Below are 16,881 nucleotides of genomic sequence, written 5' to 3' on the forward strand. Positions count from 1 at the left end.
GCGGAATCAATCCCTTGTGGCAGGCTTCCAGTCCCGGATCAACCCAGCCAAACGAGATACGTTTTCCGGCGGTGTTTCCTTGATGATCCCGTGACCCAGGTTGAAAATGAAGGGTCCGTTGCCAAGAGTTTCCAGCAGATCAAGAACAGCGCGGTCCATCTCCTCCCCGCCGGCGATCAGCAGGACAGGGTCCAGATTGCCCTGCACAGCGACCTTGCCCTGCAGGTGCTGCGCTGCCCAGGCAGCCGGCACGCCGGGGTCCAGCGACACGGCATCGACGCCCGCCTGCTCGACAAAGCTTTCCAGGTTCAGGCCGGCCATGCGGGGGAAGCCGATGATGGGCGTGCCCGGATGCCGTTCCTTCAGCGCCGCCGTAATCCGCCGCGTCGGGGCCACGACAAAGCGCTGGAAATCGACGGCGGACAGGGCGCCGGCCCAGCTGTCGAACAACTGCACCAATTCAGCGCCGGCCTTGATCTGCATCGACAGATATTCAACCGTCGCCTCGACCAGGATATCGATCAGACGGTTGAAGCCGACAGGGTCGGTATAGGCAAAGCGCTTCACATGCGCATATTCCTTCGATCCGCCCCCTTCCACCATGTAGCAGGCGACGGTCCAGGGCGAGCCGGCGAACCCAATCAGAGCTGTCCGTTCATCCAGGGAGGCCCGAATGCGTGACACCGTCTCGTACACGGGCGCCGCTTTCCGGTGAAGACCGTCCAGATCCAGCTTCAGCAGGCCCTGCTGGTCCCGGATGGCGTCCAGCACCGGGCCTTCACCTTCCGCGAACCGCAGACCCTGTCCCAGGGCGTGCGGGATGATCAGAATGTCGGAGAACAGGATGGCCGCATCCATGCCATAGCGGCGTAGCGGCTGCAGCGTCACTTCACAGGCCAGTTCCGGGTTCATGCACAGGTCCAGGAAGCCACCCGCCTGTGTCCGCACCTGCCTATATTCAGGCAGATACCGCCCCGCCTGCCGCATCAGCCAGAAGGGCGGCGGCGTCTGGGGCACACCGGCCAACGCGGCCAGCATCTTCTTTTGCGGAACGGCGGAGGTGGCGGTCATGTATCCAACCCAGGTCACGATGCAGAACGTGCCAAACCTTATCCCAACCCCTCTCTTAAAACTTAACTTTTTTATAGAAAGGATTGAGGAGGTAGTGGGTCCTGTGGATAACGGGAATTCATATTTGTCCGCATTTTTGTCCACAATCCGGATGCATCGCGCAGGGTGTGGAAAAAAATTGTGGAAAACTTTATGGAGTTTGCTGCAAGAGGCGCGGAAATGCTGGTTCCCCAGGGATCATTGCGATATGGGGACAATCCATCTGGTCCATCCGATTCGTCCTTGATTCTCAGGCAAACAAGCAGAGTTAATCCCAGATCGGGCAGCAGGGCAGATAAGTACGGGCTTGCCAGGGATGGAAAAGCCCGGCTACGCCTTTTCTGCCCGTTCACACACATCCGTCCCCGACATATCCCCAGGAGCGGTCCACAGGATGCACCCCGGCGATCATCATGGCGGTCATATCAAGCCGCCGTCCGTACCCAGGAACTTCCATCTGCATCTGGTTTCCGATGCGACGGGGGAGACGATCAATTCCGTTGCCCGCGCCTGCGTCAGCCAGTTCGATCAGGTGCACCCGGTCGAGCATTTCTGGAATCTGGTTCGCACCGAACGGCAGCTGGACATGGTGCTGGAAGGCATCCGGGAGCATCCGGGCCTGGTGATGTTCACCCTGGTGAACGAAAAGCTGCGCCATAAGCTGCAGGATACCTGTCGGGAACTGGGCATCCCCAGCATTTCGGTCCTGGACCCGCTGATCAATGCGCTGGGCAATTATCTGGGTCTGCAGAGCCAGTCAAAACCAGGGCGTCAGCATGCCCTGACCGCCGAATATTTCGGCCGCATCGACGCCATGGATTTCGCCCTCAACCATGATGATGGGCAAAGTGCTTGGGGTCTGCATGACGCCGACGTGATCCTGGTGGGTGTCAGCCGGACATCGAAGACACCGACCTGCATCTATCTGGCCAATCGCGGCATCAAGGCCGCCAACATTCCTTATGTGCCCGGCTGCCCCCTGCCGCCGGAACTGGATCAACTGACCCGACCCCTGATCGTGGGTCTGACCAAGGACCCTGAACGGCTGGTACAGATTCGGCGCAACCGCCTGAAACTGCTGAATCAGGGCGACGACACCTCCTACACCGATCCCGAACGCGTGCGGGAGGAGTTGCTGGAGGCAAGGCGCCTGTTTACGCGCAAGGGCTGGGCCGTCATCGATGTCTCCCGCCGGTCGATCGAGGAGACAGCGGCGGAGGTGATGATGCTGTTCGCCCGCCGCCGGCCACAGGCCGCTGCGGCCATCGACAGTATCAAGGGTGATGAATGATGCCCGGCTTTCTGACGACCGAACCCATCATCCTGGCGTCTGCCAGCACCTCACGCCGCCGCATGCTGGAAGCTGCCGGGGTGGAGGTTCATGCCGAGGCGGCACGGGTGGATGAAGAAGAGATCAAACTGTCGGGCAAGGCCGCCGGCATGAAGCCGCCGGAGGTGGCGGAAGCGCTGGCTGATCTGAAAGCCTCCAAGCTCGCGCGCAAATATGTCGGCGCCTATGTCGTGGGCGGTGACCAGATGCTGGAATGCGACGGTCGCTGGTTCGACAAGCCGGTCGACCGGGCCGATGCCGCCAGCCATCTGCGCCTGCTGTCGGGGCGCACACATACGCTCTATTCCGCTGTGGTCGTGTTTCATAATGGCACCCGTGTCTGGCACCATATCGACCATGCCACCCTGACCATGCGCCCCCTGTCCGACGCCTTCATAGAGCGTTACCTGGATGCCGCCGGTGATGCTGTTCTGTCCTGTGCCGGCTCCTATCAGGTGGAAGGGCTGGGCGCGCAGCTGTTCAACAAGGTGAAGGGTGATCATTTCACCATTCAGGGCCTGCCGCTGCTGCCGCTGCTGGATTTCCTGCGCGTGCGCAAGCTGTTGCCGGCCTGACAGGAGAGTATCTGAATGTTGACGGGGAAGGGGCTGATCGCCGGCGTCATGGGCTGGCCCGTTGGTCATTCGCGCAGCCCGCTGCTGCATGGGTTCTGGCTGCGCCATTATGGGATCGACGGGGCTTATGTGCCGTTGGCGGTGCCGCCGGACCGGGCCGAACAGGCCATCCGCGCCTTGCCTGCCATGGGGTTTCGCGGCTGCAACGTCACCATCCCGCATAAGGAGGTGGCGTTCCGCATTGTTGACCGGCTGGACAGCAACGCCCGGCGTATTGGTGCCGTTAACACCATCATCGTGGCCGAAGATGGCACCCTGGAAGGTGGTAACACAGATGCTTTCGGCTTCTGGGAAAATCTGGCGGCCACGGCACCGGCCACCTGGTCCGTGACGCGCGGCCCGTCGGTGGTGCTGGGGGCCGGGGGTGCGGCGCGGGCCGTCGTGGTGGCGCTGCTGGATGCCGGCGCGCCAGAAATCCGCCTGTTGAACCGTACCCAGGCGCGGGCCGCCGAAATCGCCGCCGATCTGGGCGATCCGCGCATCAAGGTCGGGGCCTGGGATGGGCGCGATGCGGCGCTGGATGGCGCCGTGCTGCTGGTCAATTCCACCAGCCAGGGCATGAATGGCTATCCACCCCTGGAGATCGACCTGTCGGCCCTGCCGACCGACGCCCTGGTCACCGATATCGTCTATGTTCCGCTGGTTACGCCCTTGCTGGCCGCTGCCGCCGCACGGGGCAATCCCGCCGTGGATGGGTTGGGCATGCTGCTGCATCAGGCCCGGCCCGGCTTTCATGCCTGGTTCGGCACCGATCCGCAGGTGACGGATGATCTGCGCCGCTTCGTTCTGGACCCGCGATGATCATCCTGGGCCTGACCGGTTCCATCGGCATGGGAAAATCCACGGCGGCCAGCATGCTGCGCCGCCTGGGATGTCCCGTCCATGATGCCGATGCCAGTGTCCACCGGCTTTATGCGCGGGGTGGCAAGGCGGTGCCGGTGATCCAGGCCCTGTTTCCCGATGCCGTGAAGAACGGGGCCGTGGACCGTGCCGCCCTGGCTGCTGCGGTTCTGGGCAAGCCCGACGCCCTGAAACGGCTGGAGGCGGCGGTGCATCCGCTGACCCGTGCCGATGCCGATGATTTCCTGAAACGCTGTGCCCGGCGCGGTGTGCCCGTGGCCGTCATGGATATCCCCCTTCTCTATGAAACGAAGGGGGAGCGGCGGGTGGATGCCGTGATTGTGGTGACGGCACCCGCCTGGCTGCAGCGTCAGCGCGTGCTGGCCCGGCCCGGCATGAATGCCGCGAAACTGGCCAATATCCTGGCCCGGCAGGTGCCCGATGCGGAAAAACGCCGGCGGGCGGATTTTGTCGTGCCCACCGGTTTGGGCCGACGCTTGACGCTGCTGCACCTGCGCCGCATCGTGGCGACCATGAAACAGCATCAGGGCCGCGTCTGGTCGCCCGTTTGAAAGGTTTGATGGCAATGCGCGAGATCGTGCTGGATACCGAAACCACCGGCATCGACCCGTTGAACGGCGACCGTATCGTCGAAATCGGCTGTGTGGAACTGCTCAACCATATCGCCACGGGACAGCACTACCACACCTATCTGAATCCCGAACGCGACATGCCGGCAGAAGCCGAGGCGGTGCACGGCCTGTCAGCCACTTTCCTGTCTGACAAGCCGGTCTTTCCCGCCGTGGTCGGGGATTTCCTGGATTTCATCGGCGATGCGCAGCTGGTGATCCACAATGCCTCGTTCGATATTGGCTTCCTGAACATGGAACTGGTGCGGATCGGCATGCCCAAGCTGATCAATCCGGTTATCGATACGGTGAAGATCGCGCGCAAGCGCTTCCCCGGCGCGCCGGCCAGCCTGGACGCGCTTTGCCGCCGGTTTGAAATCGACAATTCCAACCGCACCTTGCACGGCGCCTTGCTGGACAGCCAGCTGCTGGCCGAGGTCTATCTGGAACTGATGGGTGGGCGTCAGCCGGATCTGGTGCTGGCCGGCGGCCCGGTCGCCACCCAGCAGGGTCTGGATACGGGGGCCGCCCGTGATATCCGCACCGCCCGCCCGCCGCGCCCACATGCACCTCTGCCGGATGAGCTGGCTGCACACGAGGCCTTTGTGAAGGGGCTGAAGAACGCCGCCTGGCTGGCTTGACGGCCCCTCAATCGCCGGGCGGGCGCATCCGCGCCCTTGGCTACGCCGCATGGGCGGCGCGGCGGTAGTCACCGCCGTACCAACGGTCAGAAGGTATGACCCTTGGTATTTCCCGGATTGGACCCCGATGTTTCATGTGAAACACGGGTATGGTTGTAGCGTCCCACGATAACAAGAATGGAACAGCGATCCATGCGTCACCGCCTTTCCCGTCGTCAGCTGCTGGCCGGTTCGGCCGGTCTGGCGCTTGCTGCTGCCACCCCGCTGCCCGCCTTTGCGCAGGGCTTGCCCGGCCCCTTGTCGCTGACCGATGCGGCAAAGCCGAAGAACAAGGGGGACGCCGCCGCCCTTCATGCCTTCTTCGCAGAGGTGTATGAAGCCGACCTGTCCCTGTCGCCCGAAACCCAGACGCAGCGCGGTCGCAAGACCGGCTATGACCGTTGGGATGATGGCAGCGACGCCTTTGCCGAGGCATCCGTTGCCCGCACCCGTCAGGCGCTGTATCTGCTGCGCCAGGGTTGGGATGCTGGCCAGCTTGGCGCCACCGACCGGTTGAATTTCCGCCTGTTCGAGGCGCAGTGCGAGGCGGAGATCGAGGCGCATCGCTTGCGCAATCACCGCTATCCGATCAACCATCTCTATGGCCGTCACACCGGCATCCCCAGCTTCCTGGCCAATCAACACCGGATTGACGATGTCTCCGATGCGCGGGCCTATCTGGCGCGCCTGAACGGTGTGTCCGCCGTTATCCAGAATGTCATCCGGCGCGGGGAAGATGCCGCTGCGCGCGGCGTGGTGCCGCCCAAATTCTCGCTGGCCAAGATGCGGCCCGACATCCGCTCCGTCATCACCGGCGCCCCCTTCGATCAGGGCCCGGACAGCGCGCTTTATGCCGATTTCAAGAAGAAGGTCGGCGCCCTGTCCATCGCGCAGGGTGAGAAGGACAAACTGGTGGCCGAAGCGGCCCGCATCCTGACCAGCAAGGTCAAGCCCGCTTATGAGGCGCTGGACGCCGCCGTGGCCAAGCTGGAGGCGGCGGCCACCCATGATGACGGTGTCTGGAAGCTGCCGGATGGCGATGCCTATTACCGGTTCTGCGTGAAGAACAGCACCACCACCGACATGAGCCCGGATCAGATCCACGAACTGGGCCTGAAGCATGTGGCGCTTCTGCAGAAGGATATGCAGGGCATCATGCGGCAGGTGGAATTCCACGGCACCCTGCAGGAATTTTTCGAACATCTGCGCAATGATCCGAAATTCTATTTCAATGGCGATGATGAAGGCCGTGCCGCCTATCTGGCTCATTGCGAGAAAGTGATCGCGGATTATTCCAAGCGTCTGGACGAATGGTTCATCACCAAGCCCAAGGCACCCGTCGTCGTGAAGCGGGTCGAACCCTATCGTGAGAAGTCCGCCCCGCCGGCCTTCTATAACCCGCCCTCGCCCGATGGGTCCCGGCCCGGCATCTTCTACGCCAACCTCGCCAATATGCGGGAAATGGCGAAATGGCAGATCGACGCCATCGTCTATCACGAGGCGATCCCCGGCCATCACATGCAGATCGCCATTTCCCAGGAACTGGGCGATGTGCCTGATTTCCGCCGCTACAGCTTCTTCGGCGCCTATATTGAGGGCTGGGGCCTGTATGCCGAGCGCCTGCCCAAGGAATATGGCTTCTACCAGGACCCCTATGCCGATTTCGGCCGCCTGACGACACAGGTCTGGCGGGCCGTGCGGCTGGTCGTGGATAGCGGCATCCATGCCAAGCGCTGGACCCGTGAACAGGCCATCGATTATTTCGTGGCCAACACGCCGTTGAACCGGGAGCAGGTGATCCGCGAGATCGACCGCTACATCGTCAATCCCGGTCAGGCCACCAGCTACTATGTCGGCATGCTGAAGATCCTGGACCTGCGCGACCGGGCGAAACAGGCGCTGGGGGCGAAGTTCGACCTGCGCGCCTTCCATGATCTGGTGCTGCGCACCGGGGCTGTGCCGCTGGATGTTTTGGGTGAACAGGTTGAGGCTTGGATCAAGACGCAGAAGGTGTGATCTTCAGGCCAGACTTGGAAAGGGATAGAATGAGCAGCCTGATTCCAAGTCTGGCAATCATCCTTGCGCTTGCAGCCATTATGCTGCTTCTGGGATTTCTGCAAACCAAGCAACTTACAGAACCCGCTGCCCGGCGGGTAGATGGAGATATAACCTGGCATCGTACATATCCGAGTGTCACTAATTACATATATATATTTTTCAGCATTATATCATTCTTGTTCAGTGCAATAGTTGTTTTTGTATGTATAGGAGCAGCCTTACAAGAATATAATGAAGATGGTTTTGTAAGTGATTTATTGTTAAAAGGATTTTTAATATTAAGTTTTTCCCTGATGTGTTTTCTATTTCTAAAAGCGGTTAATATAAATATTGTATATTATATAGTATTTTCTGAACATGAATTAAAATTTGATAACATAAATTATGGATTTTCGATATATTGGTCCGATATTGATAAAATCAAAATGGAAAGTTTCGGACTTTCTAAAATTTTACTGAAGAATGGAGACGTCGTGAAATTCGCCAGTGGTTATGCCGGGATTATCCAATTCTATGACATGGCCATTCTCAAGGCGGTCAACATCCAGGGTCCCGGGCCTTCGCCCTAGTTGACGCCCGTCAGGTTCCCGCGCCACCATGTGTATCCCGCACTGCAACATGGATGGTTTGCCATGCTTCGTCTGGTTACCGCTTTCCTGGCCCTGATGCTGCTGCTAGCGCCAGCAAGGGCGGAATTGCTGGACGCCACGCCGCGCACCGCCGTGATGTCGGCCTTCGCGCCCGAACTGGTCACCCTGCTGGCCAGCACCAAGGACAAGAAGGTAATCTCCGTGCATGGCGTAGATTTCACGCTGGGCACATTGGCGGGCCGCCCGGTAGTGCTGGTCCTGTCGGGTGTCAGCATGGTGAATGCCGCCATGACGACGCAGATGCTGCTGGACCGGTTCAAGGTCGATGCCTTGCTGTTCAGCGGCATTGCCGGCGGTCTTGATCCGCATCTGCATATCGGTGACGTGGCCGTGCCCCGCCGCTGGGGCCAGTATCTGGAAAGCCATTTCGTGCGCGAAGGCGCGGATGGAACCCTGAAGCCCGTGCCCTGGGCCAGCCTGCCCTATCCCGCCTATGGCGTGATCCAGCCGTCGAACGCCTATGTCCGCGTGCCCGGAAAGGCCGAACCAATCCGTAAATTCTGGTTCGAGGCGGATGCCGGCCTGCTGGCCCTGGCCGAGAAGGCGGTGGCCGGGGTGAAGCTGGATAAATGCGCTGCAAACAAGACCTGTCTTGAGACAAGCCCCAAGATTGTCATGGGCGGCGACGGGGTGTCGGGCCCCGCCTTCATGGACAATGCCGGCTGGCGTGCCTATCTGTACGGCACCATCGGGGCCAAGGTGGTGGATATGGAAAGTGCCGCCGTGGCGCTGGTCGCTGAACAGAATGGCGTGCCCTACATCATCTTCCGGTCCGTCTCCGATCTGGCCGGTGCTGACCCCGATGAAAACCGCATCCCTACCTTCATGGCGCTGGCCTCCAGCAACGCCGCCAAGTTGGTGACGGCGATGCTGGAGGCGATGCGGCTCAGCGCGCCGCCTGCTCCATGAAGGTCGCCATGTCGATGTCCAGGCGGCTGATGCCGCCGACATCGTGGGTGTTCAGCGTGACGTCGACGCGGTTATAGACATTGAACCATTCGGGATGGTGGTCGATCTTGTCGGCCAGAATGGCGACGCGCGTCATGAAGCCGAACGCCTCGTTGAAGTCCTTGAAACGGAAGGTCTTCACGATGGCGGCCTGATCGGGGCGCAGGGTCCAGCCGGGCAGGGCGCCCAGGGATGCCGTTACGGCATCATTATCCAGTTTCGGCGGGCGGCCTGTTTGGGCTTGCGTCATCTCTTCCTCCTGATCAGGATTTGTTGGCCTGTAGGTGGACCGGGGCGGCGGCGGCGTCAAGCCGCCATCGCCCATCCAACCCCTTTGCCCCGACCGGTACCCCATGACCTCGCTTCGCCGCTTCACCACCGCCCCCACCCTGGCCGAGATGGAAATCATCGCCGCCCGCGCCGCCGAGAGCATTCCCGACGCCCTGCGCAGCCATGTGCGCAATGTCCTGATCCGGGTGGAGGATTTCCCCGATGAGGAGACGGAGCGCGAAATGGGCCTGGAAAGCCCGTTCGACCTGCTGGGCCTTTACCGTGGCGTGGGCATGCCCTGGCAAAGCGTGACGCAGCCGCGCCTGGAACCGGACCTGATCTTCCTCTATCGCCGGCCCATCCTGGATTACTGGTGCGAGACGGGGGAGGACCTGGATCATCTGGTCCGCCATGTCCTGATCCATGAGATCGGGCATCATTTCGGCTTCAGCGATGCCGACATGGAGGCGTTGGAGGCGGAGGCCGAGTAATCGGCACCCGAAGCGTACCATCCGCATTTCGGTCGCACAGGCCGAGTATTCATAAAGACAGGGCTGATTTCCCATAAATCGGACCGGCGATGCTGGAATCCGGGTCCAACGCTGAAGCGTATCAGCCGGTGCTTTGACGGTTTTCAGAAATGACCCATGGGGCACGCACCGGGAGAGATGCGCCCCTGTCCGGTCCCGCCTGCGGGTGGCCCGACCGGCCCTGAACGTTGCAACTTACCCAAGATTGATTTTGATTGATCTGGTCATATGACGTGACATATAGGTTTATGTGTCTGCATATTGATTTATGCCGACATGTCCCGTTCATGTCCAGTGGGGAGGCAACCGTGCCGCCGCGTTCAAAGCGTTTCTCCGGTGAAGATTTGCCCGATGGCAGCAGCACCCTGGTCATCCGCAATGTCGTCGTGCTGGGCAAGCGCACCAGCCTTCGGATGGAGCCGGAAATGTGGGATGCGCTGTCGGATGTCGCGGTACGTGAAGGACATAACGTCCATGACATCTGCACCCGCATCGTGGAAAGGAAGCCGGGCGCCGCCTCCCTGACAGCAGCGATCCGGGTTTTCCTGGTGAATTACTACCGGCTTGCGGCGACCGAGGAAGGTCATGCCAAGGCCGGGCACGGGCAGGGCAATGCCGACATCATCGCCGCCGCCCTGTCCATGTACAACCCGCCGGCTGCTCCCGCAGAATGACTACTAGAAGATGAATAAATAATAGTGTAGGCGGCCTATTTGCCGGCCTGGACGAAGCAGGTGCAGGTGCCATGGGCATAAAGCTTGCCATCGTCACGGCCCACCACCCGGCCCTCGGCCAGCATCAGGGTGCGACCGGCATTGATCACCTTGCCTTCCACCCGCAGGATGCCGGCATCGCGCAGGATGGGGCGCAGGAAACTGACTTTCAGGTCCACGGTGCCGTATCCGGCCCCCGCCGGCAGCATAGTATGGACGGCACAGCCCATGGCACTGTCCAGCAGCGTGGCCGCAAAGCCGCCATGGACGGTGCCCAGCGGGTTCAGCACGTGGTCGCCCGGCTCCCCTTCAAACACCACACGGCCTTCCTCCACCTCGCCCAGCAATAGGCCCATGCCCAGGGTCGCGGCCATGCTGGGCGCCGGCAGGTCGCCACGCGCGATCATCCGGATGATCTCAATCCCAGGCAGGCGGGTCAGCAGGGCAGGGTCCAGGGGGCTTGCGTCCCAATCATAGGTGCGGCTGCGGCGGGTCATATCGGCATCCATCAGGGGTTAAGCACAAAAAGAACGAACGGTCGTATTATACGTGACGGACAGGGTGGGTCAACCATTCCCGGAACACATCGCTTCGCCGCATTGTGGAGCGGTATTCTCTAGCGTAGGGTGCAGATAACAAAATCACCGATGCCGGTATCCGGGGCCAACGACCAATGACCAACACGAGCACGCCCGCCCGCGACGTGGAATTCCTACGCAAGGAATTTCAGCTTCACCGTCAATGGCTTGACGGCAAGGGTGGTCGGCGCGCCGAACTGGCCTTTCAGGATCTGTCGGGCCTGACGCTGAAGGGCGCGCGTCTGGCGGAGGCCAAGCTGGCCGGGGCCAATCTGTCGGGCTGCAACCTTGAAGGTGCGGATCTGGCCCGCGCCGATCTGTTCGGCGCCGATCTGGAAGGTGCGGAACTGACCAGCGCCAATCTGTCGGGTGCCGATCTGCGCGGCGCCAATCTGCACCGGGCCACCTTGAACGATGTCATCCTGCGCGGCGCGGATTTCCGGTCGGGCACGCTGTCCGACAGCAGCGGAGCTACCAAACGCGAAGGGGCGGCGGTTCTAACGGAGGCGCGGCTGGAACGTGCCATCCTGTGTTCGGCCAAACTGACGGGCTGCGACCTGACGGGTGCCGACCTGATGGATGCCGATCTGGCCGGTGCCGACCTGTCGAAATGCGTGATGCTGGGCGTCGATCTGACGGGCGCCAATCTGATGGGCGCACAGCTGGCCGGCACCATGGTGGACAGCGAGATGCTGTCGCGCGGCAAGCATCTGCCCGAAGGTGTGACGACCATGATCGCCGCACCCAGCCGGCGGCGCATTCCGTCGGCGGAGCTGTCGGCCATGATCGATGCCCATGAGCAATGGATAGAAACCGGCGGGGCCAAGGGCGCGCGGCTGGATCTGGACATGGCGGAACTGGACCCGCTGGTCCTGCATGGCCGCAACCTGGCCGGTGCCCGCCTGCGTCGCTGCCGTCTGGCCGCTGCCGATTGGGCCGATAACCGGCTGGAGATGGCCGATCTGTCCTATAGCGACCTGACGGAAGCGGTGCTGGACGGGTCTGTCCTGTCGGGCGCCACCTTGCGCCGGGCCAACCTGTCGGGTGCGCATCTGGCCGGCGTGGACCTGACGGCCAAGACCTTGTCGGGCGGGCGCAGTTGGCCTGCCAATCTGGACGGCGCCATTCTGCGCGGTGCCGACCTGACCAATGCCATCCTGTCGGGTGCCATCCTGCGCAAGGCCGATCTGGCGGGCGCCATCGTCACCGGCGTCAATATGCGGGGCGCCGATCTGGCCGGTGCCACCCGCGCCGGCGATGGCGATGCCAAGCAGCGCCGCCGCCTGCGCCGCTTCGTGCAGCCGCCCTTGGCCGTGGGCAGCCGTAAGGGAACGGCCCGCACCCGCAACTGGTCCTTCGGTGGGCTGGCCATCGATGCCGATCCCGCCCTTTATCAGGAAGGCGAGCTGGTCACGCTGCTGGTGGCGGCACCGGGTGCGGGCGATCCGGTGCCGGTGCAGGCGCGGGTCATGGCGCTGGACGCCGCCACCCGTTCCGTGTCAGTGAAATTCGAGCCGCTGACGCCCGAACTGAAGACCTATCTCAACGGGCTGGTGGCGCCGCGTTACCGCCTGGCTTGAGGGTTTGTCATGCCGCCGCTGTTTTCTTCCCTGACGCTGCTTGATGGCGCGGCCTTCGCGTGGTTCGTCCTGCTTTGGTGGGGCTATGGCTGGCTGACCGACCGTCGCCAGGGGGCACCTACCAGCCTGAACCAGCACATGCTGCGCATCCGCATCCGCTGGATGACCAACATGCTGTACCGGGACAACCGGGTGATGGACAGCATGCTGATGGGTCACCTGATCCACAGCGTCTCCTTCTTCGCCTCCACCACGGTTCTGGTGCTGGCCGGCCTGTTGGGCGTGCTGGCCTCTTCCGACAGTGCCTACAAGGTGGTGATGGAACTGGGCTTCACGAACCCGACCGACAGGACGGTGTTCGAGGCCAAGCTGCTGCTGCTGCTGGCCATTTTCATCTACAGCTTCTTTTCCTTCACCTGGGCGGTGCGGCAGTTCAACTACACGATCGCGCTGATCGGCGGTGCGCCGCTGGACCCGGGGGAAGAGGCGCTGACGACTGCCAAGGCGGCGGCCAAGATGATGACGCTCGCCATCACCAGCTTCAATCGCGGCTTGCGCGGTTACTATTACGCCTTCGCCAGCCTGGGCTGGATGATCCATCCCTATGCCTTCATCGCGCTGGTGGCGCTTGTCACCTACGTCCTCTGGCGCCGCCAGTTCCGCTCCGCTGCCTTCGACGCGGTGGCCCGCTACTCCGCCCATGGCATGGGCGAACGGCCCGTGGGCGGGAAAAGCCAGGGTGGGATGTAGGGGATAAGGGATCAGGCCGCGTTCAGCGGCACATCCTCAATCACCAAACGACGACCCAGCAACGCCAATGCCTGTTGAACAGTGTCGATATGGCTACGATGATCCAGGTCCAGCAACCGACGCACGGCGTTTTCCTGCAGGCCCATTTGCCGGGCCAATTCGGAGTTGTTCACATCCTTGGCCCGCATCGCCTCGTACAGGGCCAGTTTGGCGGCGACCAGCGGTGCAAGAGTGATAATTTGCCCAGGACCGCGAATGGGGCTGGGAGCCGGAATGGGGTGCCCAAGCTCAATATGACCGCGAAGAGCCGCGATTAGAGCATCTGGAAGTTCTGTGATGGCTTCGGCGCGGTCACGTGAATCTGTAGCGGCCCCGCGTACATCGGGACAGCGAGTAATCCAAAACTCCCCATCCTGGGCTACAGTATAAGGATAAGCATAGCGCATTGATTGTTCCTCCTGGACTTCAGCCCTGGAAGTCCTTTTTACGCAACCCAAGATCATTGAGCATGTCACTCAGCAAACCAGGGCTGATCTCCTTGTTCAGATCCTTTAGTGTGGTCGAATGGTCGCCATAATATACGGTACCATGGCTTCCCTTTCCTTTACGGGGGTCATAGTTGACATTCACACCACGATCTCGGCCAAGGGTTTTCAGTCTTCTCAGAAATTCGCTGGCCCGCATTTGCTTCTCCGTCTCAGTCTCAACGTCGCACAATTATGTGCGACGTTGAGGCAAAAAATAACTCACCCAAAGTATGGGTGTGTTATTGCATAGTCAACAGAGAATTATAATGACATTTTCCAATATGACCGGCGTGATTAACAACGTCAACAAAAAAATCCTTCTGCAGCGGGGAAGAGTTTCAAACCGACTGCAGTGCTATAAGGCCAAGGTTAGGGTCGGCAAGCTGCAGGCTTACCCGTAGCGCCGCCCGGCCTCAATGGTCAAGCCCAGGCCGACGGCGCCGAATTTGTCGCCTTCAACGATCCGGGCCTCGGGCACGGCACCCGTGATGGCGCCGCGCACGGCGGGTAGCAGGGTGGAACCGCCGGTCAGGAAGATGGCATCCACCTGATCGCCACGCAGCCCCGCCTGACGCAGGCAGTCCGTCGTCATGGCGGCCAGCCTTTCCACCGGATCGGCCACCGCATTCCCCAGACGCCCGCGGGTGGACGGGGCCTCCAGCCCCTTTTCGACCAGCGACAGGTCGATGTCGTGGGTGCTTGATCCCGACAGGGCGATCTTGGCCTCTTCCACCTTCATGGCCAGCGCATGGCCCAGATGGTCCTCCAGCACCGTGACCAGCCGGCGGATCAATTGCGGGTGCTTTGCCTCCTTCACCAGCCGTTCAACATCGGCCAGGATGGCGGGGCTGTAGAGGAAGTTGATCTTGGCCCAGGTCGCCAGATCGACATAAAGATGGTTGGGCGTCAGCAGCCCCTGGCGTAGCAGGGGGGAGCGGTAGCCCAGATGCGGCATCACCGCCTCCAGGCTCAGCAGCCGGTCAAAATCCGTACCGCCGATGCGCAGACCGTCATTGGCCAAAATGTCATCGGCGCGTTCCGCCCGCCGCGCCCGGTCCGGCCCGATGCGTACGATGGAAAAGTCCGATGTACCGCCGCCGATATCCGCGATCAGGGCGATCTGTTCGGCATTGATCTGTGCCTCATAGGCCAGCGCCGCCGCGATCGGTTCATATTGAAAGCTGACATCCTTGAAGCCGCTGGCCCGTGCAATGTCGGCCAGGGCGTTTTCCGCCCGCTGGTCGGCGGCGTCATCGCCATCCACGAAATGCACGGGGCGGCCATGGACCACATGGGTCAGTTCCCGGCCGCAACGCCGCTCACCCTCTTCCTTGATATGGCGGATGACCAGGCCGATGACCTCGCGGAAGCCTACGCGGCGGCGGCCCAGCAGTGTTTCTTCATCAATCAGGCTGGTGCCCAGCACGGATTTGATGGATCGCATCAGGCGCCCATCGCCACCCGCCACATAGGCATTGATGGCCGCACGGCCAAAGGCGGGGCGGTGGGTCTCGAAATCGAAGAAAATGGCGCTGGGCAGCGTCTCATGGTCGCCTTCCAGCGCCAGCATGCGGCTGCCCGCCTCATCCGCCACGCCCAGCGTGGAATTGGAGGTGCCGAAATCCAGCCCGCACGCCACCATGATCCGTCACCCTTCAACCCGGCAAAAGGGGCGGGGTTGTAAAGGGCAGCGGTGGCGGCGTCAAGCACCTATCGACTCGGCAGGCCAAGTAGCTTATATAAGGAAGTAGGCGGGCCGGGGTGCTTTCCCGACCCGCCCACTGCTTTTGGTGCTGGTGTGATCAGTTTGACTGATCACACTTGAGGCCCGGTCGATCATGATAGTAACGTGGATGACACGCCGCCGCCAGATCGGTAACCGGAACACCAGGAGAAGGGACATACTGCGCATGTCCATCCCTCCGAATGGCGGATCGCTTGATTGCGGTCCGCCATTTCATTTCGGGGCAGGGCCGCCGGATCGGCAAGCATAAAAGTGTATTCAGTTCCTGTTTTCTTCCCGTATCGCGGGTGGTTCTGGCGGGGCTTTGCTCATGGGGCAACGGGCCTCTATGCTGCAAGCCTCTTGCCCCCATGACCCCGTTCGGTGCCCATGACCCCATTTGGCAACCGCGTCCGCCAGCTTCGCGCCGAAAAGGGCGTCAGCCTGAAACAGATGGCGGATGAGCTTGAAATCTCCTCGGCCTACCTGTCTGCGCTGGAACATGGGCATAAGGGCCTGCCGTCACCCATGCTGCTGCGCCAGATATGCACCTATTTCGGGCTGATCTGGGACGCGGCGGAGGAGGTGGAACGGCTGGCCACCCTTTCCGACCCCCGTGTCACCGTGGATACGGCGGGCCTGACACCTGACCATACGCTGGTCGCCAACCTTCTGGCGCGCGACATTGCGCGGCTGACCCCTGCACAGCTATTGGCGCTGCTGCGGCTGCTGGGCCGGGAACAGGCGGCCTTGACGCAGGTATAAGGCGGATTTATCGAATGAGTATGCCCATCCCCCTCGCCTTGGCGCGCGGGATGGTCCATATGTTGGCGGATCATTCGCCATGAGAACCGGATCGGAGACGACGGACATGCCATCCCGCCTCGAACAGCTTTGCGTCCAGAAGGGCCTGAAGATGACTGAACAGCGCCGCGTCATCAGCCGCGTGCTGTCGGACAGCCAAGACCATCCGGATGTGGAGCAGGTTTACCGGCGGGCCGTGGAGATTGATCCGCATATCTCCATCGCCACCGTCTATCGCACCATGCGCCTGTTCGAGGAAGCCAATGTCATCGAACGGCTGGATTTCGGCGATGGTCGCGCCCGCTATGAAGAGGCGCGCGAGGAACATCACCACCATCTGATTGATGTGCAGACAGGCGACGTGGTGGAGTTTTCCAGCGAAGAGCTGGAGAAGATCAAGGAGAAGATCGCCGACGAGCTGGGCTATCGCCTGATCGGCCATCGCCTGGAGCTTTATGGCGTGCGCAAGGACCGTCCCATCGTGGAGCGGACCTATGTTCCCGGTGGCCACGGCTCCAAGGTCTGA

The 16,881-nt window shown here is 61.6% G+C and carries 20 protein-coding genes; 14 read left to right on the plus strand and 6 right to left on the minus strand.

Annotation, left to right across the window (positions count from 1 at the left end):
* Positions 1-6: 6 nt before the first annotated feature.
* Positions 7-1,071, minus strand: coding sequence for a uroporphyrinogen decarboxylase (gene hemE, locus ACODSP_RS05850; RefSeq protein WP_488964690.1), 1,065 nt, complete (start codon positions 1,069-1,071; stop codon positions 7-9).
* A 433-nt stretch (positions 1,072-1,504) separates the two neighbouring features.
* Between hemE and ACODSP_RS05855 the strand changes: the two genes are divergently transcribed.
* The 8 genes from ACODSP_RS05855 (at position 1,505) to ACODSP_RS05890 (ending at position 8,841) form a co-directional block, all read left to right on the plus strand.
* Positions 1,505-2,401 (plus strand): pyruvate, water dikinase regulatory protein, encoded by an 897-nt coding sequence (locus tag ACODSP_RS05855; protein ID WP_054168022.1) that lies wholly within the window; start codon positions 1,505-1,507, stop codon positions 2,399-2,401.
* Positions 2,398-3,015, plus strand: a complete 618-nt coding sequence (locus ACODSP_RS05860; RefSeq protein ID WP_488964691.1) for a Maf family protein — start codon at positions 2,398-2,400, stop codon at positions 3,013-3,015. Before ACODSP_RS05855 ends, ACODSP_RS05860 begins: the two co-directional genes overlap by 4 nt.
* 15 nt (positions 3,016-3,030) lie before the next feature.
* Positions 3,031-3,876 carry a shikimate dehydrogenase gene (locus tag ACODSP_RS05865; protein WP_488964692.1) on the plus strand — a complete coding sequence of 282 codons (846 nt, stop codon included), beginning with the start codon at positions 3,031-3,033 and terminating at the stop codon, positions 3,874-3,876.
* The gene (gene coaE, locus ACODSP_RS05870) at positions 3,873-4,487 is read left to right on the plus strand and encodes a dephospho-CoA kinase (RefSeq protein WP_488964693.1); all 615 of its coding nucleotides are present in this window, start codon (positions 3,873-3,875) and stop codon (positions 4,485-4,487) included. Before ACODSP_RS05865 ends, coaE begins: the two co-directional genes overlap by 4 nt.
* 14 nt (positions 4,488-4,501) lie before the next feature.
* Positions 4,502-5,185 carry a DNA polymerase III subunit epsilon gene (gene dnaQ / locus ACODSP_RS05875; RefSeq protein WP_488964811.1) on the plus strand — a complete coding sequence of 228 codons (684 nt, stop codon included), beginning with the start codon at positions 4,502-4,504 and terminating at the stop codon, positions 5,183-5,185.
* Positions 5,186-5,377: 192 nt separating this feature from the next.
* A complete protein-coding gene (locus tag ACODSP_RS05880; RefSeq protein ID WP_488964694.1) occupies positions 5,378-7,240 on the plus strand; it encodes a DUF885 domain-containing protein in 1,863 nt (620 codons plus the stop codon).
* A gap of 29 nt (positions 7,241-7,269) precedes the next feature.
* On the plus strand, positions 7,270-7,851 hold the full coding sequence (locus tag ACODSP_RS05885) for a hypothetical protein (RefSeq protein WP_488964695.1): 582 nt from the start codon (positions 7,270-7,272) through the stop codon (positions 7,849-7,851).
* A gap of 63 nt (positions 7,852-7,914) precedes the next feature.
* A complete protein-coding gene (locus ACODSP_RS05890; RefSeq protein ID WP_488964696.1) occupies positions 7,915-8,841 on the plus strand; it encodes a 5'-methylthioadenosine/S-adenosylhomocysteine nucleosidase in 927 nt (308 codons plus the stop codon).
* Here the strand turns inward: ACODSP_RS05890 and ACODSP_RS05895 are convergent.
* Positions 8,819-9,130, minus strand: coding sequence for a 4a-hydroxytetrahydrobiopterin dehydratase (locus ACODSP_RS05895; RefSeq protein ID WP_488964697.1), 312 nt, complete (start codon positions 9,128-9,130; stop codon positions 8,819-8,821). The two genes, ACODSP_RS05890 and ACODSP_RS05895, sit on opposite strands and share 23 nt — an antisense overlap.
* 103 nt (positions 9,131-9,233) lie before the next feature.
* Here ACODSP_RS05895 and ACODSP_RS05900 point away from each other — a divergent pair, with 103 nt between their 5' ends.
* Entirely contained in the window at positions 9,234-9,641 is a 408-nt protein-coding gene (locus tag ACODSP_RS05900) for a metallopeptidase family protein (RefSeq protein ID WP_488964698.1), read from the plus strand.
* Positions 9,642-9,988: 347 nt separating this feature from the next.
* A complete protein-coding gene (locus ACODSP_RS05905; protein WP_488964699.1) occupies positions 9,989-10,354 on the plus strand; it encodes a ribbon-helix-helix domain-containing protein in 366 nt (121 codons plus the stop codon).
* Positions 10,355-10,389: 35 nt separating this feature from the next.
* Here ACODSP_RS05905 and ACODSP_RS05910 read toward each other — a convergent pair whose 3' ends face one another.
* A complete protein-coding gene (locus tag ACODSP_RS05910) occupies positions 10,390-10,890 on the minus strand; it encodes a PaaI family thioesterase (RefSeq protein ID WP_488964700.1) in 501 nt (166 codons plus the stop codon).
* 176 nt (positions 10,891-11,066) lie between these two features.
* Here ACODSP_RS05910 and ACODSP_RS05915 point away from each other — a divergent pair, with 176 nt between their 5' ends.
* Both ACODSP_RS05915 and ACODSP_RS05920 read left to right on the plus strand, forming a co-directional pair.
* The gene (locus ACODSP_RS05915) at positions 11,067-12,551 is read left to right on the plus strand and encodes a pentapeptide repeat-containing protein (protein WP_488964701.1); all 1,485 of its coding nucleotides are present in this window, start codon (positions 11,067-11,069) and stop codon (positions 12,549-12,551) included.
* Between the two features lie 9 nt (positions 12,552-12,560).
* A complete protein-coding gene (locus tag ACODSP_RS05920) occupies positions 12,561-13,301 on the plus strand; it encodes a DUF599 domain-containing protein (RefSeq protein ID WP_488964702.1) in 741 nt (246 codons plus the stop codon).
* A gap of 11 nt (positions 13,302-13,312) precedes the next feature.
* On the opposite strand, the gene ACODSP_RS05925 is transcribed toward ACODSP_RS05920, so the two are convergent.
* The 3 genes from ACODSP_RS05925 to ACODSP_RS05935 form a co-directional block, all read right to left on the minus strand.
* Positions 13,313-13,747: a type II toxin-antitoxin system HicB family antitoxin gene (locus tag ACODSP_RS05925; protein ID WP_488964703.1), complete on the minus strand. Its 435-nt coding sequence runs from the start codon at positions 13,745-13,747 to the stop codon at positions 13,313-13,315.
* 19 nt (positions 13,748-13,766) lie between these two features.
* Entirely contained in the window at positions 13,767-13,985 is a 219-nt protein-coding gene (locus ACODSP_RS05930) for a type II toxin-antitoxin system HicA family toxin (RefSeq protein WP_488964704.1), read from the minus strand.
* 234 nt (positions 13,986-14,219) lie between these two features.
* A complete protein-coding gene (locus tag ACODSP_RS05935) occupies positions 14,220-15,470 on the minus strand; it encodes an Hsp70 family protein (protein ID WP_488964705.1) in 1,251 nt (416 codons plus the stop codon).
* Between the two features lie 471 nt (positions 15,471-15,941).
* Here ACODSP_RS05935 and ACODSP_RS05940 point away from each other — a divergent pair, with 471 nt between their 5' ends.
* Entirely contained in the window at positions 15,942-16,316 is a 375-nt protein-coding gene (locus ACODSP_RS05940; protein ID WP_488964706.1) for a helix-turn-helix domain-containing protein, read from the plus strand.
* 106 nt (positions 16,317-16,422) lie between these two features.
* Positions 16,423-16,881, plus strand: a complete 459-nt coding sequence (locus ACODSP_RS05945) for a Fur family transcriptional regulator (RefSeq protein WP_054168009.1) — start codon at positions 16,423-16,425, stop codon at positions 16,879-16,881.

The organism is Niveispirillum sp. FG156 (assembly GCF_057809555.1).

What these genes read in the sequence shown, in the direction of transcription:
- ACODSP_RS05890 (WP_488964696.1), top strand. Translation starts at nt 7,915, where the DNA reads ATGCTTCGTCTGGTTACCGCTTTCCTGGCCCTGATGCTGCTGCTAGCG.
- ACODSP_RS05935 (WP_488964705.1), bottom strand. Translation starts at nt 15,470, where the DNA reads ATGGTGGCGTGCGGGCTGGATTTCGGCACCTCCAATTCCACGCTGGGC.
- ACODSP_RS05855 (WP_054168022.1), top strand. Translation starts at nt 1,505, where the DNA reads ATGCACCCCGGCGATCATCATGGCGGTCATATCAAGCCGCCGTCCGTA.
- ACODSP_RS05860 (WP_488964691.1), top strand. Translation starts at nt 2,398, where the DNA reads ATGATGCCCGGCTTTCTGACGACCGAACCCATCATCCTGGCGTCTGCC.
- ACODSP_RS05930 (WP_488964704.1), bottom strand. Translation starts at nt 13,985, where the DNA reads ATGCGGGCCAGCGAATTTCTGAGAAGACTGAAAACCCTTGGCCGAGAT.
- ACODSP_RS05885 (WP_488964695.1), top strand. Translation starts at nt 7,270, where the DNA reads ATGAGCAGCCTGATTCCAAGTCTGGCAATCATCCTTGCGCTTGCAGCC.
- ACODSP_RS05940 (WP_488964706.1), top strand. Translation starts at nt 15,942, where the DNA reads ATGACCCCATTTGGCAACCGCGTCCGCCAGCTTCGCGCCGAAAAGGGC.
- dnaQ (WP_488964811.1), top strand. Translation starts at nt 4,502, where the DNA reads ATGCGCGAGATCGTGCTGGATACCGAAACCACCGGCATCGACCCGTTG.
- coaE (WP_488964693.1), top strand. Translation starts at nt 3,873, where the DNA reads ATGATCATCCTGGGCCTGACCGGTTCCATCGGCATGGGAAAATCCACG.
- ACODSP_RS05915 (WP_488964701.1), top strand. Translation starts at nt 11,067, where the DNA reads ATGACCAACACGAGCACGCCCGCCCGCGACGTGGAATTCCTACGCAAG.
- ACODSP_RS05865 (WP_488964692.1), top strand. Translation starts at nt 3,031, where the DNA reads ATGTTGACGGGGAAGGGGCTGATCGCCGGCGTCATGGGCTGGCCCGTT.
- ACODSP_RS05925 (WP_488964703.1), bottom strand. Translation starts at nt 13,747, where the DNA reads ATGCGCTATGCTTATCCTTATACTGTAGCCCAGGATGGGGAGTTTTGG.
- ACODSP_RS05910 (WP_488964700.1), bottom strand. Translation starts at nt 10,890, where the DNA reads ATGACCCGCCGCAGCCGCACCTATGATTGGGACGCAAGCCCCCTGGAC.
- ACODSP_RS05900 (WP_488964698.1), top strand. Translation starts at nt 9,234, where the DNA reads ATGACCTCGCTTCGCCGCTTCACCACCGCCCCCACCCTGGCCGAGATG.
- ACODSP_RS05895 (WP_488964697.1), bottom strand. Translation starts at nt 9,130, where the DNA reads ATGACGCAAGCCCAAACAGGCCGCCCGCCGAAACTGGATAATGATGCC.
- ACODSP_RS05880 (WP_488964694.1), top strand. Translation starts at nt 5,378, where the DNA reads ATGCGTCACCGCCTTTCCCGTCGTCAGCTGCTGGCCGGTTCGGCCGGT.
- ACODSP_RS05945 (WP_054168009.1), top strand. Translation starts at nt 16,423, where the DNA reads ATGCCATCCCGCCTCGAACAGCTTTGCGTCCAGAAGGGCCTGAAGATG.
- hemE (WP_488964690.1), bottom strand. Translation starts at nt 1,071, where the DNA reads ATGACCGCCACCTCCGCCGTTCCGCAAAAGAAGATGCTGGCCGCGTTG.
- ACODSP_RS05920 (WP_488964702.1), top strand. Translation starts at nt 12,561, where the DNA reads ATGCCGCCGCTGTTTTCTTCCCTGACGCTGCTTGATGGCGCGGCCTTC.